This is a genomic window from Microbacterium sp. NPDC056569 (assembly GCF_042793475.1).
Taxonomy (GTDB): domain Bacteria; phylum Actinomycetota; class Actinomycetes; order Actinomycetales; family Microbacteriaceae; genus Microbacterium.
The window spans coordinates 44,107-60,052 of sequence record NZ_JBHTUV010000005.1; the positions used below are offsets into that span (position 1 = coordinate 44,107).

Sequence of the window (15,946 nt, forward strand, 5' to 3'; positions counted from 1 at the left end):
GCCCCGCGTCGATAGACTTGACCAGCCCCATCTACGCGAAGGAGACACTGTGATCGCGGACGTCTTGGCCGATGCCGGAGTGCGCATGGACCGCGCCGTCGAGGCAGCGAAGGAGGACTTCGCGACGGTGCGCACCGGACGCGCGAACCCGCAGCTGTTCCAGAAGGTCCTGGTCGACTACTACGGCAGCCCGACGCCGCTCGCGCAGCTCGCGTCGATCAACAACCCCGAGGCGCGCACGCTCCTCATCACGCCGTACGACAAGTCGGCCCTGAAGGCGATCGAGCAGGCGATCCGCGACATCCCGAATCTCGGCGTCAACCCGACGAACGACGGCAACCTCGTGCGTGTCACGATGCCCGAGCTCACCGAGGAGCGCCGCAAGGAATACGTGAAGCTCACCCGCACGAAGGGTGAGGACGCCAAGGTCCACGTCCGCGGCATCCGTCGCAAGGCGAAGGACGACATCGACGCGCTGAAGGGCGAGGTCGGCGAGGACGAGCTCGCACGGGGCGAGAAGGAGCTCGACGCGCTCACGCGCGCGCACGTCGATGCGATCGACGAGGCGCTCAAGCGCAAAGAGGCCGAGCTCCTCGAGGTCTGAGGTCTGGCCATGACCGACGCATCCGACCCGCCGCGGAGCGACGACCCCCCCTCACCGCAGACGCGGCGCGAGGCGGGCGAGGCGCGGCGCGCCGCCGAGGCCCACGACACCGGCCCGGCGCTGCAGTCGCACCTGCGTGCGGCGCGCAGCGAGCTGGAGAGCCAGGTCGCACAGGCGCGGGCGGACTTCGAAGAGGCGAACGAGCGCATCAAGGAGCGCACCGGCCGCGATCTCATCGTCGCGATCCTCATCGGACTCGCGATCGGCCTCGTGCTGCTCGGGTCGCTGCTGTTCGTGAAGTGGGCGTTCGTGCCGTTCGCGCTGGCCGCTGCGCTGCTCGCGATCTTCGAGTTCTCGCGGGCGCTGACCGCGAGCGGTCGTCGCGTCGACCTGGTCCCGCAGCTGATCGCCGGAGCGGTGGTCGTACTGTCGGCGTTCTTCGTCGACTCCTGGCTGCACTGGGTGCTGCTGTTCGTCGCGCTCGCCTTCGTCGTGGTGTGGCGCCTGGTGGGTCAGATGGCGTCTCACGACGGCCGCACGTACAGCCTCGTGCTCGGCGACGTCCTCATCGCGACCTTCCTGCAGCTCTACGTCGCCTTCCTCACCAGCCTGTGCCTCGTGCTGCTGTCGAAGGACGGCGGCGAATGGTGGGTGCTCGCGTTCATCATCGTCGCGGTCGCCGTCGACACGGGTGCGTATGCCGCGGGCATCACGTTGGGCAAGCACCCGATGGCGCCGCGGATCAGCCCCAAGAAGACGTGGGAGGGCTTCGCCGGCGCTGCTGCCGCCGCGATCATCGCCGGTGTCCTCGTCGGGCTGTTCATGCTCGGCCTCCAGTGGTGGATGGGCGCCGTGTTCGGCATCCTGATCCTCGCGACGGCCACGGCCGGCGACCTGGGAGAATCGATGATCAAGCGCGACCTCGGCATCAAGGACATGAGCTCCTGGCTGCCCGGTCACGGCGGCGTGCTGGATCGGCTCGACTCGATCCTGCTGTCGGTCGTGGCGGCGCTGACCCTCTACTATCTCTTCACTCCGCTGGTGGCATCATGACGGCATCCGAGGCGACAGCACGCACGTCCTTCCCCGAAGCCCGCGGACGCGACAAGGGCTACGACAAGCAGCCCGTCGACGAGTTCCTCGCTCGCGCCCGCGCGTCGTTCGAGCGCGGAACCGACGCGCTCACGTCGGCCGACGTGCGGCAGGTCGCGTTCCCGCTGGTGCGGCACGGCTACGCCATCGCATCCGTCGACGCCGCGCTGGGCCGGATCGAAGACGCGTTCGCCGCGCGCGAGCGCTCCTCGGCGGTCGCCGCGACCGGTGCGAAGGCGTGGGTCGGTCAGACCCGTGATCTCGCCCAGGAGGTGCTCGATCGCCTGTCGCGGCCCGCCAAGCGGCGCTTCGATCGCGTGTCTCCGCTGCGCTACGGCTACCGCATCGCGGAGGTCGACCTCGTCACCGACAAGCTCGCGCGGTTCCTCGAGACCGGCGATTCCGTCACGGTCGAACAGGTGCGCGCGGTCGCGTTCCGCATGCAGCGCGGAGGCTACCGCGAGACCCAGGTCGACGCCGTCCTGGATGCCGTCGTCGAGGTGATGCTCGCCGTCAAGTGAGACGCGCGGGACCGCAGATGGCACCCCCTCGTGCCGGTATGCGAGAATCGGGGCACTGTGACTTCTGGAAACGAGCTGTACCCGACCAGACGCGCCCGACGTCACGAGGTGTCGGCCCGCTCCGCGGGGCCCATCGCCCGGACCGATGCCACCACACCGGCGCCGCCCGCACCGAGCTCCAGACCTGCGGCTCGCTGGTCACGGCGACGGGGCGTGGTCGGTGTGTTCGCCGCGTTCGCTGTGCTCGGCTTCGTGGTCGCCTACATCGGCCCGACAGGGTTCGCGCTCGCCCAGGCCAGCTCCGACGATGAGGCCCAGGTCTCGCTCTACGCCAGCTCGCTCGATGACGTGCAGTCTCGCGCGGGCGACGAGGCCGCAGCCGACCCGGAGCCGGCGGCACTCGACCGGGGCAACTACACGGTCTACGTGAAGCCGAAGCCCACGCCCACCCCCCAGGCGACGTCCACTTCGTCGTCATCGGGCGGATGGCGCCCTCCCTTCGTCACCCCCGATCCGGGCTCCGCGCAGGCCATCGCCTACGACATGGTGCTGGCGCGGGGCTGGGGCGACGACCAGTTCGCGTGCCTCGTCGCACTCTGGAAGAAGGAGTCCGGCTGGCGCGTCAACGCCTACAACGCGGGCAGCGGCGCGTACGGCATCCCGCAGGCCCTCCCGGGCAGCAAGATGGCCACCGCGGGAGCGGACTGGGAGACGAACCCCGCGACCCAGATCACGTGGGGCCTCGGCTACATCGGCGGTCGCTACGGCACGCCGTGCGGCGCCTGGGACCACTCGCAGCGCACGGGCTGGTACTGACCCGTGCCCCGGTCGAACCGCCGCCGTCCTGACTCGAGCGGCGACGAGTCGTTCGAGCGCCTGCTCGCGGGGTGGAAACGCACCGAGGTGCGCCGCGGTGTCGAGTGGACGGTGCAGCCCGTCTCAGCGACCCAGGCGCAGAAGCCGTACACGTGTCCCGGCTGCGGACGCCAGATCGACGTCGGCGTCGCGCACCTGGTGGCGTGGCGGGCGGACGGAGTGCTGGGCGACGCCGCAGACCTCGCCGCACGGCGGCACTGGCATCCGCACTGCTGGAAGGTGGCCTGACATGGAGATCCGAGGACCGATGCTCCTGCCCGCGCGTCGCGAGGACGTCGAGCTCGAGACGCTCGACGGGCTGACCCTCGTCGGCGAGCTCGCGCTGCCCGAGACCCGCGAGCCGGTCGCGACCCTCGTGACGCTGCATCCGCTGCCGACTGCAGGCGGGTTCATGGACTCTCACATCCTCCGCAAGGCAGCAGGACGCCTGCCCGCACTCGCCGATCTCGCGGTGCTGCGGTTCAACACGCGCGGCACCACGTCGCCGCGGGGGACGAGCGACGGCGCGTTCGACGGCGGCCGCGCCGAGGCTTTCGACGTGGCGGCCGCGATGGACTTCGTGCGTGAGCGCGGCCTGCCGCGGCCGTGGTTCGTCGGCTGGTCGTTCGGCACAGAGCTCGCGCTCAAGTACGGCCGCGACCACTCGGTCGAGGGTGCCGTGCTGCTGTCGCCCCCGCTGCATCGCGCGACCGATGAAGAGGTCGCGGCGTGGGCGGGCGACGAGCGCCGCCTGATCGTTCTCGTGCCCGAGTTCGACGACTACCTTCGACCGGATGCTGCGGCTCAGCGTTTCGCGAGCGTCCCCGACGCCGTCCTGATCCCGGTCGAGGGTGGCAAGCACCTGTGGGTGGGGGAGAACCAGACGCGTCGCGTGCTGACCGAGATCGTGGCGGCCGTGAACCCCGATGCGCTGCCGCTCCCGATCGAATGGGACGGACCCGTCACTGCAGACGCGTGAATGCGGTCGGCGATCCGCCGGCTGCGCCGCTTCACCGCTCGTTCTGGCGGGGGATCACGACCTGGCGGTAGATGATCAGGACGCTGGCGGCCACCGGGATAGCGACGAGCGCCCCGAGCAGTCCGAGCAGGGAGCCGCCGGCGAGGGCCGCGATCACGACCACCGCGCCGGGCACCGACACGGCGCGTCCCATGATGCGCGGGGAGATCACGTACGCCTCGATCTGCATGTAGATGAGGTAGTAGATCGCGGCGATCAGCGCGATCGTGGGGGAGCCGACGACGAGGCAGGTGAGGACGATGATGACCGACCCCGTGAGCGTGCCCACGAGCGGGATCAGCGAGAAGAAGAACGCGATCACCGCGAGCACGGCCGGGAACGGCGCGTTGATGATGCTGAGGAAGATCGCGCTCAGCACGCCGTTGATCAGGCCGAGCGTGAACTGGCCGATGACGTAGTAGCCGACGGAGTCGGTGATCTGCTCGCCGAGGTCCATGAAGCGGGCTCGCTTGGACGCCGGGACCAGCTGGTACACCGCGCGCTTCAGGTTCGGCGTCGACGCGGTGAAGTAGATCGTCAGGATCAGCACGATGAACGCGCCCGCGAATCCGGCGATGAGCGCGCCGATGATCGTGATGATGCTGCCGCCGACCTCGGAGCCGATCGCGCCGACGTCGAGCGAGGCGTACCAGTCCTCGATGTAGCCCCAGACCTCGTCGACATTGAGCGCGGGGAAGACAGCATGCAGCCAGTCCTGGATCGCGCCGACGGGGTCGTCGAACGTGCCCTCTTCGGCGAGCTCCTGGATCGTGGACACCAGCTGACCGATCTGCTGGACGATGATCGGCACCACCATGAGGATGATTCCCGCGAAGGCGGCGAGCACGCCGAGGATCGTGATGAGCACGGCCGCCCAACGCGGCAGCTTGCGACGCTCGAGCCACGCCACGATCGGATCCAGCCCCAGTGACAGGAAGAGGGCCGTGCCGACGTAGAGGAGGATCGTCTGCAGGTTCTGGATGCTTCCGATGAGCAGCAGTCCGAGGCCGACACCCAGCGTCGCGAGGAGCGCCGTGCGGAACGGGTTGTGCAGCTTCATCGAGTTTCCCCCTCAGATCGACGTCGCGTCGATGCGTGTCCGCCCAGGATACGCATCAGCGACGCCCAGCCCCGGGAATGCCGCCTCCCACGCGCCTCACAGGTCGTGTTCGCTAGTCTGAACTGTCGAATCGAAGGGTCGCGCTCTGGCCGCGCCCTGGGAAAGGTGTTCTTCGTGCGTTTCGTGTGGGCCGTGGCGGCGTTCGTGCTCGCCACCGTGATGATCGGTGCGGGCATCGCCCAGCGGACGATCTTCCAAGGACCCAGGACCGAGACCACGGCGATCTCGGTCGAGGAGCAGACTCCGTATCTCCTCATCGACGGCGCCGTGCTCAACCAGCTGCCGGGCACGCAGACGCTGCGCGCCCAGGCGGAAGGCGACATCTTCGCCTCGTACGGCCGCACGGCCGACCTGGAGGCCTGGCTCTCCGACGCCACCTACACCCACGTCACCCTGAGCGACGCGGGCGGACTCGAGACGTCGGTGGTCGAACCCGAGGTCGACGCGACCGCGGACCCCTCCGCCTCGGAACCCGCCGAAGACGCACCAGCGGATGATGCCACGGCGGAGGATGCGACGGCGGAGGATGCTGCCGCCGGGCGAAGCCCGATCGGATCCGACCTGTGGCTCGACGAGTACCAGCAGACCGACCTCCTGATCGCCCCGCTCCAGCTGCCCGAGGGCATGAGCGTGCTGGTCGCGACGGACGGTGTCGCTCCCGCGCCGAGCAAGGTGACGGTGACGTGGCCGCTCCAGACCTCTACGCCGTGGGCGGGTCCGCTGATCGTCGCGGGGGGAATCCTCATGGCCGTGGGCGTGTTCCTCTACATCCTCGGCATCCGGCACGCACGCCGCAAGCGCGGTCCGCGCCGCAAGGGACTGCCGCTCCCCGTGACCGAGCCCATCGACATCTCGATCGACCACGACGACAAGGGCGTGATCAGCAGCGCCCAGGCGCCCACTCGGCGTGCCGTCTCGAGCGGCGGACGCCGCGCGTTCGCGGTGCTGCCGGTGGTCGCCGTCTCGGCTCTGCTGTTCTCGGGGTGCTCCGCCGACGCCTGGCCGCAGCTCGGCTCATCGCCGACGCCGTCTCCGACCGCGACCGTGATCGCTCCCGACGGTCAGCAGGCCCCCGCGGTGACCAAGGCCCAGGCCGAGCGCATCCTCACGCGCATCGCCGCCACGGTCGCGGACGCCGACGCGGCGATGGACGGCGACCTCGCCGACACGCGCCTCGAGGGTGCGGCGCTCGCGGCGCGCGACACGAACTACAAGCTGCGCTCGGCGCTCGGCGACTACGCGGCGCCCGCACCGATCCTCGCCAAGCCGCTCGAGATCATCCTCCCGCAGGCATACGATGACTGGCCCCGCTCATTCATCGCCGTCGCGGACGACGACGAGTCCAAGACCTCGAGCATCATGGTCCTGACGCAGCAGGACCAGTGGTCGGACTACAAGCTGTCCTACGTGGGCAGCCTGGAGGCGTCGACGTCCCTGCCGGATCTCGCGCCCGCCTACATCGGCGCGCCGCAGGTCGAGCCCGACTCGCCGTTCCTCGTACTGCCTCCGAACGAGGTGGCCGCCGCCTACGCCGACGTCATCACCAACGGCGAGGCGAGCACCTACTACGACCTCTTCGAGGCCGACGGCGACCAGCTGCGCGTGAGCATCGCGGCGGACCGGGAGCGCCGACTCGCCGAGTTCAACACGACGGCCAACACCACGGCGTCGACGGGAAACCTCCAGTTCAGCTCCGCCGCCGGCGCACAGGCGCCCTTCGCGCTGCAGACCGTCGAGAGCGGTGCGATCGTCGCGGTGAACATCAACGAGATCGACACCGCCACGCCGACGAACGCCGACGCCGTGATCAAGGTGGAGAACAACCGGACGGTCAAGACGCTGGCCGGCGTGGACCAGTCGCAGACCGGATTCGAGACGACGTTCAGCGACCAGGTGTTCTTCTACGTGCCGGGTCCGGGCTCCAACGAGAAGATCCGTCTTCTCGGTTACTCGTCCGACATCCTCGATGCGAAGATTCTGTAGTGACCGATCCCACTCTGGGCGCCTCGCTGCGCGGCGCCGTCGACCTGTCCTCACTCCGCAACCGCCCGGCGCCCGCCGCTCCGGGTGAGGAGGCGCCGGCCGGCGCCGGTGTCGCCGTCCCGGCGCTCGTGCTGGACGTCACCGACGAGACGTTCCCGCAGGTGCTCGAGCTGTCGCGCACCGTTCCCGTCGTCGTGGACCTGTGGGCGGAGTGGTGCGGGCCGTGCAAGCAGCTCAGCCCCATCCTCGAGAAGGTCGTGCTCGAACTCGGCGGGCGCGTCGTGCTCGCGAAGGTCGACGTCGACGCGAACCCTCAGCTGTCGCAGGCGTTCCGCGCGCAGTCCATCCCGATGGTCGTGGCGCTCGTCGCGGGTCAGCCGGTGCCGATGTTCACCGGCGCGGTCCCCGAGCAGCAGGTGCGCGAGGTGTTCGCCCAGCTCCTGCAGCTCGCCGCCCAGAACGGCGTGAGCGGTTCCGCCGCTGTCGACGGCGACGTCCCCGAGGAAGCCCCCGCCGAGCCGCCCCTGCCTCCTCTCCACGCCGAGGCGTTCGCAGCGATCGAGGAGGGCGACTACGCCCGCGCGATCACCGCCTACGAGAACGCGCTGGCCGAGAACCCGCGCGACGCCGAGGCGCGCGCCGGTCTCGGGCAGGTCCGTCTGCTCGACCGCGTGCAGGGCGTCGATCTGCAGGCGGCGCGGGCGGCCGCAGCATCCGCCCCTCTGGATGTGGCAGCGCAGCTCACCGTGGCGGATCTCGATCTCTCCGGCGGGCACGTCGAGGACGCCTACGGCCGTCTGCTCGACCTGTTCGCACAGCTTCCCCCCGAGGAGCGCACCCCGGTGCGCGAGCGACTGCTCGAGCTCTTCGCCCTCGTCGGCGACGCCGACCCGCGCGTGATCGCAGCGCGTGGCCGCTTGGCTTCGCTCCTGTTCTGAGCGACCCGCGACTCCGACCGCGCCTGTCGAGCTGAACGGCGGCCCCGGCGATCCGGGGCCGCCGTTCGGCTTCGAGCAGGCTCAGCCCTGCGTCGGCGAGGGGATGTGTGCGTCGGTGCGGTGACGCAGCCACAGCACGCCCAACGGCGGCAGCACGAGGGAAGCGCGTCCGCCGGCCCCCGCGTGGACGACGCCGAGGTTGCCGACGCCCGACCCGCCGTACACCTGTGCGTCGGTGTTGAGGATCTCGTCCCACACTCCGGTCTCCGGCAGGTCGAGCTCGTACGCCGAGATCGGGTTGCCGCTGAAGTTCGCCGCGACGACGATCGAGTTGCCGTGCCAGTCCCGACGCGCGAACGCGACGACGTTCGGGTTCCATCTCGGCGCTCCCAGCCGGGTGAACGCGGCGCCGTCGCTGTCACGCGCCCAGAGGGCCGACTGCTCACGATAGATCCGGTTGAGCGCCGCGACGAACTGCTGGAGCTGCGCGTGGGTGGGCTGATCGAGCAGCCACCAGTCGAGCGAGCGTCCTTCCGACCACTCCGAGAGCTGTCCGAACTCCTGTCCCATGAAGAGCAGCTGCTTGCCGGGATGGCCCCACATGTAGGCGAGGAAGGCGCGCATGTTCGCGAGCTTCTGCCAGTGGTCGCCGGGCATGCGAGAGAAGAGGCTGCCCTTGCCGTGGACGACCTCGTCGTGGCTGATCGGCAGCACGTAGTTCTCGCTGAACGCGTAGACGAACGAGAACGACAGCTCGCCTTCGTGGTGCGACCGGTAGATCGGGTCGCGCTTGATGTACTGGAGGGAGTCGTTCATCCAGCCCATGTTCCACTTGAACCCGAAGCCGAGGCCTGCCTGGTTCGTGGGCGCGGTGACCCCGGGGAAGCTGGTGGACTCCTCGGCGATCATCGCGATGCCCGGGTAGCGCTTGTAGGCGGTGGCGTTGACCTCCTGAAGGAAGCGGATCGCCTCGAGGTTCTCGCGGCCGCCGTGCACGTTCGGCGCCCACTCGCCGTCCTCGCGGGAGTAATCGAGGTAGAGCATCGATGCGACCGCGTCCACGCGCAGTCCGTCGACGTGGAACTCCTCGAACCAGTACAGCGCGTTGGCGACGAGGAAGTTGCGCACTTCGTTGCGGCCGTAGTCGAAGATGTAGGTCCCCCAGTCGCGGTGCTCACCGCGCCGCGGGTCGGGGTGCTCGTAGAGCGGCTCGCCGTCGAAGCGGGCCAGCGCGAACGAGTCCTTCGGGAAATGGCCGGGAACCCAGTCCATGATCACCCCGATGCCCGCCTGGTGCAGCCGGTCGATGAGGTGACGCAGGTCGTCGGGGTGGCCGAAGCGGCTCGTCGGCGCGTAGTACCCGGTGACCTGGTAGCCCCACGAGCCGCCGAACGGGTGCTCGGCGAGGGGGAGGAACTCGACGTGCGTGAACCCCTGCCCGGTGACGTACTCGATGATCTGGTCGGCGGCGTCGCGGTACGACAGTCCCTGGCGCCACGAGCCGAGGTGCAGCTCGTAGATCGACATCGGCCGGGACAGGGGTGTCGACTTGGCACGCTCTGCGAGCCACGCGGTGTCCCCCCACGAGTACGACGAGCGGACGACGACGGATGCTGTCGCCGGAGGCACCTCGGCGAACCGGGCCATCGGGTCTGCCTTGAGCACCCATTCGCCGCTGCGCGCGCGGAGCTCGAACTTGTAGGTCGTCCCCTGACCGAGGCCGGGGATGAAGAGCTCCCATACGCCGCTGGCACCCATGGAGCGCATGGCGTGGCCCTGACCGTCCCAGCCGTTGAAGTCGCCGACCACGCGCACCGCGCGCGCGTTCGGCGCCCACACGGTGAAGGCGGTGCCCATCGAGCCTTCGTGCTCGCGCTCGTGGGCGCCCAGCACGCGCCACAGCTCCTCGTGACGACCCTCGCCGATCAGGTGCAGGTCGAGTTCGCCGATCGTCGGGGAGTGGCGGTAGGGGTCGTCCGCCGTGAAGGCGGGTCCCTGTGGGTAGGTGGTGGCCAGCTCGTAGGGCGTGATCGTCCCGGCGCGCGTGCCCTCCCAGATCCCCGCGCGCACGTGCTCGAGAGGCACGCGCATGCCGTCGGCGAACACGGCGGTGACGCTGCGGGCGAGCGGACGGCGCGCTCGGATGATCCAGGTCGCGGTGCCCTCGGCATCCGTGTCGGGATGGATGCCGAGCACGGAGTGGGGATCGTGGTGCGAGCCCGTCGCGACGGCATCGAGGATCTGGTCGGCGGGCATCATCGCGGCTCCTTGACGTGGAGGATGTGGACCGGCTCGGTGAACGCGTCGAGCATCACGTAGTTGTGATCCGACCACGTCCACCGGGCGCCGGTGACGAGGTCCTCGACCTCGTACGGCGTGCCCGGCTCGACTCCCCATACGCGGGTGTCGAGGTGGACCATCGTCTGCCGCACCGAATGCGGATCGGTGTTGACCACCACGATGATCGTGTCGCTGCGGCCGTCGGGCGACAGCGCGGCGTCGAGGTGCTTGACGTACACCAGGATGGCGTCGTCGTCGCTCCAGTGGATGCTGAGATTTCGCAGCTGGAGCAGCGCCGGGTGCGCGCGGCGGATCTCGTTGAGTCGCGAGAGGAAGGGTGCGAGCGAGTCGCCGCGTTCGACCGCTCCGGCCCAGTCGCGGACCTTGTACTCGTACTTCTCGTTGTCGATGTTCTCTTCGGACCCCGGCCGCGCGACGTTCTCGTACAACTCGTAGCCCGCGTACACGCCGTAGGTGGGCGCTGCGGTCGCGGCGATGGCGGCGCGGATGCGATATGCGGCCCGGCCGCCGTACTGCAGGTACTCGGTGAGGATGTCGGGGGTGTTGACGAAGAGGTTCGGCCGCAGGAAATGAGCCGTGTCGTGCGCCAGACCCGAGAGGAACTCCTCGAGCTCGACCTTGGTGTTGCGCCACGTGAAGTACGTGTAGCTCTGCTGGAAGCCCGCCGAAGCGAGGCTCTGGAGGGGAGCGGGTCGCGTGAACGCCTCGGCGAGGAACACGACGTCGGGCTCTTCGGCCGTGACCGTGGCGATGAGCCACTCCCAGAACTGCAGCGGCTTGGTGTGCGGGTTATCGACGCGGAAGATGCGCACGCCCTGCGCGATCCAGTGGCGAACGATCCGCAGCACCTCGGCGCGGATGCCGGCCGGGTCGTTGTCGAAGTTGACCGGGTAGATGTCCTGGTACTTCTTGGGTGGGTTCTCCGCGTACGCGATCGTCCCGTCCGGGAGAGTCGTGAACCATTCCGGGTGCTCGGTGACCCACGGATGGTCGGGGGCCGCCTGCAGCGCGAGGTCGAGGGCGATCTCGAGGCCGGCCGTGCGCGCGTTCCGGACGAAGGAGCGGAAGTCGGCGAGCGAGCCGAGATCGGGATGGACGGTGTCGTGGCCACCTGCGGCCGAGCCGATCGCCCACGGCGAGCCGGGGTCGCCCGGTCCGGCGTCGAGGGTGTTGTTGGGCCCCTTGCGGTTCAGGGTGCCGATCGGGTGGATCGGCGGCAGGTAGAGCACGTCGAAGCCCATCTCCGCGACCGCGGGCAGGCGCTTGGCCGCCGTGCGGAACGTGCCGCTCTTGACCGTGCCGTCCTTCAGCCGGCGGGCGCCTTCCGACCGCGGGAAGAACTCGTACCAGGCGCCGACTCCGGCCCGCTCCCGCTCGACGAGCAGTTCGAGGTCGTCGCCGATCGTGACGAGCGACATGAGCGGCCGACGGTGGAAGCAGCGTGCGATCTCGGGATCCTCGACGATCGCGAGAGCGCCGGCGTCATCGACCTCCGGGTCGCGAAGCGCCGCCGCGGCCGTGGCGAGAGCCGTGCGCTCCGCGACGGGGCGGCCCCTCTCCGCGCCGGCCCGCTCGAACAGCCGCGCGCCCATCTCGCGCATGAGCGCGGCATCCACTCCCGCCGCGATCTTGAGGGAGGCTGCGTGCTCCCACGTCGCGAAGTCGTCGCCGAACGACTCGAAGCGGAACCGCCAGACGCCCTGCTCGAGCAGCGCGACCTCGGTCTGCCAGCGGTCGAAGCCGTCCTCGAGGGGGGCGAGTCGGTGCAGCGACTCGTCGCCGGACGGCGAGAACAGCCGCACCTGCACGCCGATCCTGTCGTGGCCCTCGCGGAAGGACGTGACGCGGAACGGCACGACCTCGCCGGCGAACGCCTTGGGCCTGTAATCACCCCACGGAACAGCGGGTGAGGGCTGGGCCAGAGGAACGCGCCGCGCTGCGGTGTCGCGTTCCGCCTGCCAGGCACGGGTCTTGCGGACAGGGAGGGCCGAGGCGCTCCGCCACGGGCGGGAGCGCGATGAGCGCGTCGTCGTGACCACGTGTCGAACCTATCGCGCGCCCGACCGGGATGACAGCGACGTGACGTGGCGCGTCCGATTCGAGGCCGGCTCGGGGCTACTCGACACGGAAGAGGCGCATCGACGTGCCGGTGAGCGAGACGGTGGCTCCGGGGTCGAACGTCTCCTCGACGTCGGACGGCGTCTCGTCGGCGCTCGACCACAGCGAGACGTAACGGCCCGCACCCTCGATGTCGGGAAGGGTGACCTCGATCGGACGCTCGGTGCCGTGCACCATGAGCAGGACGCGGTTGAATCCCTCGAACTCGGGCGTCGACGCGGCGACGTACTGCAGGGTGCGGTGGGACGGATCGGTCCAGCGCTCGATCGACATCGTCTCGCCGTGCTCGTCGTACCACTCCATGACGGATGCCGACGGTGTGCGTTCGCCGAGTCGCGCGAACCGGCTGGGCCGCAGCGCGGGGTTCTCGCTGCGCAGCCGCAGCAGGTGGCGCACGTGGGCGTAGAGATCCTTCTGCCACGGCGCGTGCTCCCACGACAGCCACGTCAGGACCGAGTCGTGGCAGTACGCGTTGTTGTTCCCGCGCTGCGTGCGCGCGAACTCGTCGCCGGCGGTCAGCATCGGAACCCCCGCCGAGAGCAGCAGGGTGCCGAGCAGGTTGCGCATCGCCTTGCGCCGCGTCGCGAGGATGCCCCCGTCGTCGGTCGGGCCCTCGGCACCATGGTTGAAGGAGCGATTGGTGTCGGCCCCGTCGCGGTTCTGCTCGCCGTTGCCGAGGTTGTGCTTGACGTCGTACGAGACGAGGTCGCGCAGCGTGAAGCCGTCGTGGGCGGTGACGAAGTTGATGCTCGCGAGCGGGCCGCGCACATCGGCGAAGGTGTTCGCGGACCCCGCGAGGCGGTTGGCGAAGCCGCCGATGCCGACGGGCGAGGTCGAGGCGCGGCGTGCGTAGTCGACGTCGCTCAGCCAGAAGTTGCGCACCCGGTCGCGGTAGCGGTCGTTCCACTCGCTCCAGCCTTCGCCGAAGTTGCCGGTCTGCCATCCGCCCATGCCGACGTCCCACGGCTCGGCGATCATCTTCACGCCCTCCAGCGCGGGGTCGTCGAGGATGGCACGCAGCAGCGGGTGCTCCGGGGTGAACACGTGGGTCTCGTCGCGGCCGAGCGTCGCGGCGAGATCGAGCCGGAAGCCGTCGATCTGCACGTCGTTCGCCCAGTAGCGCAGGGAGTCCAGCACCAGGCGGGCGGCAGCATCCGTCGACGTGTCCAGCGCATTGCCGCAGCCGGTGACGTCGATGTACGCGCCGTCCGCCTGCTGGCGGTAGTAGGCGCGGTTGTCGATGCCGCGGAGACTCGAGCGGGGACCCCCGATGCCCTCTTCGGCGGTGTGGTTGTAGACGACGTCGAGGATCACCTCGAGTCCTGCTTCGTGCAGCAGCTTCACCATGCCCTTGAACTCGCGGAGGACCGCCTCGGGACCCTGGCGCCGGGCCTCCTCGGTGGCATACGCCGCGTGGGGGCTGAAGAAGTTCAGCGAGTTGTAGCCCCAGTAGTTGGTGAGCCCGTGCTGGAGGAGTCGCGGTTCCGTGGTGAACGCGTGCACCGGGAGGAGCTCGACGCTCGTGATGCCGAGATCGAGGAAGTGCTGCACCATCGCAGGGTGCGCGAGGCCGGCATACGTGCCGCGCAGCGCGCCGGGGACGTCGGGATGCCGCTTCGACAGGCCCTTCAGATGGCCCTCGTACAGCACCGTGCGGTCCATGGGGATGGCGGGCTTCGTGACGCCCCCCCAGTCGAAGGAGCCCTCGACGACCTCGGACCGCCAGCCGTCGTAACCCGTGCGCACGAGACCGCGCGAGTACGGCTCGAGCAGGAGCGTGCCGCGGTTGAACGTGTTTCCGGGGCCGTGCGGCCCGTCGACGCGGATCGCGTAGCGGGTGCCGGGGCGCAGCAGCGGCGTCGTGATCTCCCAGACGCCTCCGCCGACAGGGACGAGTCGTTCGGTCGCGGTGATCCAGTCGAGGTCCGTGTCGTCGAAGACGACGAGGTCGATCGCATCCGCGGCCTCCGACCACACGCGCAGACGTGCGCCGTCCGGGAGGAGGACGACGCCCAGCCCGTCGAACTCAGGGTGGAGCAGACCCGCGGCGGGGGGCGAGATGACGGACTCCGGGCTGATCATGCGGACTACCATAACCATGGTCCGAGTCGGCGGTGTTACGGCACCGGGTCCCACCGGACGAGGAACTCGGATGCAGCAGAGCGATGTTGCGATCGCGAAGGAGGCCGACCGGTCATGAGCGAGGTGCGGATCTATCTCGATCACGCCGCGACCGCGCCGCTGCGACCGGAGGCGCGCGACGCCTGGATCGGGGCGGCGGAGACGGTCGGCAACGCCTCGTCCATCCACGGGGCGGGGCAGCACGCGCGGCGCGTGCTCGAGGAGGCGCGCGAGCGGCTGGCGGCGGTGGTCGGCGCGGACCCGATCGAGGTCGTGTTCACCTCCGGCGGTACGGAAGCCGTCAATCTCGCGGTCAAAGGGCTGTGGTGGGGGCGCCGGGCCGAGGCGGGTGCCCTCGTGCTGCCGGACGGGGAGCACCACGCCACGCTCGACGCCGTCGAGTGGCTCGAGCCCCAGGGCGCGACCGTGCGGCATGTGGGCATCGACGACAGTGCGCGCATCCGTGTCGACGACTTCGCCGCGGCCCTCCCCGGAGCCGCCCTGGCCACCGCGCTCGTGGCCAACAACGAGGCCGGGACGGTGAACGACGCCGCGGCTCTGTCGGCGGCCGCGGCCGCCGACGACGTGCCGCTGCACCTGGATGCGGTGGCGGCGTTCGGGCACGTCCCCGTGTCGTTCCGCGAGTGGCGCGGCGGGGCGCGCGGTCGGGCCGGTCTTGCCGCGATGAGCGTGTCGGCGCACAAGATCGGCGGGCCGACGGGCGTGGGCGCCCTGGTCGTGGCGCGCGGTGCCGAGCTCACCGCGCTCCTGCACGGCGGCGGTCAGCAGCGGCGGCTGCGCGCCGGCACGCAGGACGTTCCCGGCGCGGCCGCCTTCGCGGTCGCAGCGGAACTCGCGGAGTCGGAGCGCGCGTCCGAGGCGGATCGGCTCGGGGCGCTGCGGGAGCGGCTGGTGCGCAGCATCCGGAACTCCATCCCCGATGCCGAGCTGCTCGGTGACCCCGTCGACCGCGTTCCCGGCAACGCGCACCTGCTGTTCCCGGGCGCCTCGGGGGAGACGCTGCTCTTCCTCCTCGACATGGCCGGCATCGAGGTCTCCACCGGGTCGGCGTGCCAGGCGGGCGTGCCCGAGCCGTCGCACGTCGTGCTCGCGATGGGGCGGACGGATGCCGAGGCGCGCCAGGTGCTGCGCTTCACGCTCGGCCGCACCACCTCGGACGCCGACGTCGACGCCGTGCTCGCGGTGCTGCCCGACGCCGTCGAGCGCGCGCGGGCGGCGTCCGGGTCCCGGTCAGCCAGGGGTTCGTAGACTGGA

The 15,946-nt window shown here is 70.1% G+C and carries 13 protein-coding genes; 9 read left to right on the plus strand and 4 right to left on the minus strand.

The genetic code is table 11. The annotated features are described in order from the left end of the window. Positions 1 to 49 precede the first annotated feature (49 nt). From frr to ACFQ7C_RS07620, 6 genes are all read left to right on the plus strand, one after another. Positions 50 to 604 carry a ribosome recycling factor gene (gene frr / locus ACFQ7C_RS07595; RefSeq protein WP_045297881.1) on the plus strand — a complete coding sequence of 185 codons (555 nt, stop codon included), beginning with the start codon at positions 50 to 52 and terminating at the stop codon, positions 602 to 604. 9 nt (positions 605 to 613) lie between these two features. Then, positions 614 to 1,657 carry a phosphatidate cytidylyltransferase gene (locus ACFQ7C_RS07600; RefSeq protein WP_378898907.1) on the plus strand — a complete coding sequence of 348 codons (1,044 nt, stop codon included), beginning with the start codon at positions 614 to 616 and terminating at the stop codon, positions 1,655 to 1,657. After that, positions 1,654 to 2,217 (plus strand): DivIVA domain-containing protein, encoded by a 564-nt coding sequence (locus ACFQ7C_RS07605; protein ID WP_378898908.1) that lies wholly within the window; start codon positions 1,654 to 1,656, stop codon positions 2,215 to 2,217. The genes ACFQ7C_RS07600 and ACFQ7C_RS07605 overlap by 4 nt, the downstream gene beginning before the upstream one ends. A 213-nt stretch (positions 2,218 to 2,430) precedes the next feature. After that, positions 2,431 to 3,033 (plus strand): lytic transglycosylase domain-containing protein, encoded by a 603-nt coding sequence (locus ACFQ7C_RS07610; RefSeq protein WP_378898909.1) that lies wholly within the window; start codon positions 2,431 to 2,433, stop codon positions 3,031 to 3,033. Between the two features lie 3 nt (positions 3,034 to 3,036). Continuing rightward, the gene (locus tag ACFQ7C_RS07615; RefSeq protein WP_378898910.1) at positions 3,037 to 3,321 is read left to right on the plus strand and encodes a hypothetical protein; all 285 of its coding nucleotides are present in this window, start codon (positions 3,037 to 3,039) and stop codon (positions 3,319 to 3,321) included. Position 3,322: 1 nt separating this feature from the next. Next, a complete protein-coding gene (locus ACFQ7C_RS07620; RefSeq protein ID WP_378898911.1) occupies positions 3,323 to 4,051 on the plus strand; it encodes an alpha/beta hydrolase in 729 nt (242 codons plus the stop codon). Positions 4,052 to 4,082: 31 nt separating this feature from the next. Here ACFQ7C_RS07620 and ACFQ7C_RS07625 read toward each other — a convergent pair whose 3' ends face one another. After that, a complete protein-coding gene (locus ACFQ7C_RS07625) occupies positions 4,083 to 5,150 on the minus strand; it encodes an AI-2E family transporter (protein ID WP_378898912.1) in 1,068 nt (355 codons plus the stop codon). A gap of 174 nt (positions 5,151 to 5,324) precedes the next feature. On the opposite strand from ACFQ7C_RS07625, the gene ACFQ7C_RS07630 reads away from it, so the two are divergent. After that, on the plus strand, positions 5,325 to 7,193 hold the full coding sequence (locus ACFQ7C_RS07630) for a glycosyl transferase (protein WP_378898913.1): 1,869 nt from the start codon (positions 5,325 to 5,327) through the stop codon (positions 7,191 to 7,193). Beyond that, complete coding sequence (locus tag ACFQ7C_RS07635; RefSeq protein ID WP_378898914.1) at positions 7,193 to 8,131, plus strand: tetratricopeptide repeat protein; 939 nt, start codon at positions 7,193 to 7,195, stop codon at positions 8,129 to 8,131. The genes ACFQ7C_RS07630 and ACFQ7C_RS07635 overlap by 1 nt, the downstream gene beginning before the upstream one ends. An 81-nt stretch (positions 8,132 to 8,212) precedes the next feature. Here ACFQ7C_RS07635 and glgB read toward each other — a convergent pair whose 3' ends face one another. The 3 genes from glgB to glgX form a co-directional block, all read right to left on the minus strand. Beyond that, positions 8,213 to 10,390, minus strand: a complete 2,178-nt coding sequence (gene glgB, locus ACFQ7C_RS07640) for a 1,4-alpha-glucan branching protein GlgB (protein ID WP_378898915.1) — start codon at positions 10,388 to 10,390, stop codon at positions 8,213 to 8,215. Next, positions 10,387 to 12,354, minus strand: a complete 1,968-nt coding sequence (locus tag ACFQ7C_RS07645) for a maltotransferase domain-containing protein (protein WP_378899118.1) — start codon at positions 12,352 to 12,354, stop codon at positions 10,387 to 10,389. Before ACFQ7C_RS07645 ends, glgB begins: the two co-directional genes overlap by 4 nt. Before the next feature lie 193 nt (positions 12,355 to 12,547). Next, positions 12,548 to 14,632 (minus strand): glycogen debranching protein GlgX, encoded by a 2,085-nt coding sequence (gene glgX / locus ACFQ7C_RS07650; RefSeq protein ID WP_378898916.1) that lies wholly within the window; start codon positions 14,630 to 14,632, stop codon positions 12,548 to 12,550. A 123-nt stretch (positions 14,633 to 14,755) separates the two neighbouring features. On the opposite strand from glgX, the gene ACFQ7C_RS07655 reads away from it, so the two are divergent. Beyond that, positions 14,756 to 15,940, plus strand: a complete 1,185-nt coding sequence (locus ACFQ7C_RS07655; RefSeq protein WP_378899121.1) for a cysteine desulfurase family protein — start codon at positions 14,756 to 14,758, stop codon at positions 15,938 to 15,940. The last annotated feature ends 6 nt before the right edge of the window (positions 15,941 to 15,946 follow it).

Coding starts and splice junctions, on each gene's coding strand:
- glgX (WP_378898916.1), bottom strand. CDS start 14,632: ATGATCAGCCCGGAGTCCGTCATCTCGCCCCCCGCCGCGGGTCTGCTC.
- ACFQ7C_RS07625 (WP_378898912.1), bottom strand. CDS start 5,150: ATGAAGCTGCACAACCCGTTCCGCACGGCGCTCCTCGCGACGCTGGGT.
- glgB (WP_378898915.1), bottom strand. CDS start 10,390: ATGATGCCCGCCGACCAGATCCTCGATGCCGTCGCGACGGGCTCGCAC.
- ACFQ7C_RS07605 (WP_378898908.1), top strand. CDS start 1,654: ATGACGGCATCCGAGGCGACAGCACGCACGTCCTTCCCCGAAGCCCGC.
- ACFQ7C_RS07600 (WP_378898907.1), top strand. CDS start 614: ATGACCGACGCATCCGACCCGCCGCGGAGCGACGACCCCCCCTCACCG.
- ACFQ7C_RS07620 (WP_378898911.1), top strand. CDS start 3,323: ATGGAGATCCGAGGACCGATGCTCCTGCCCGCGCGTCGCGAGGACGTC.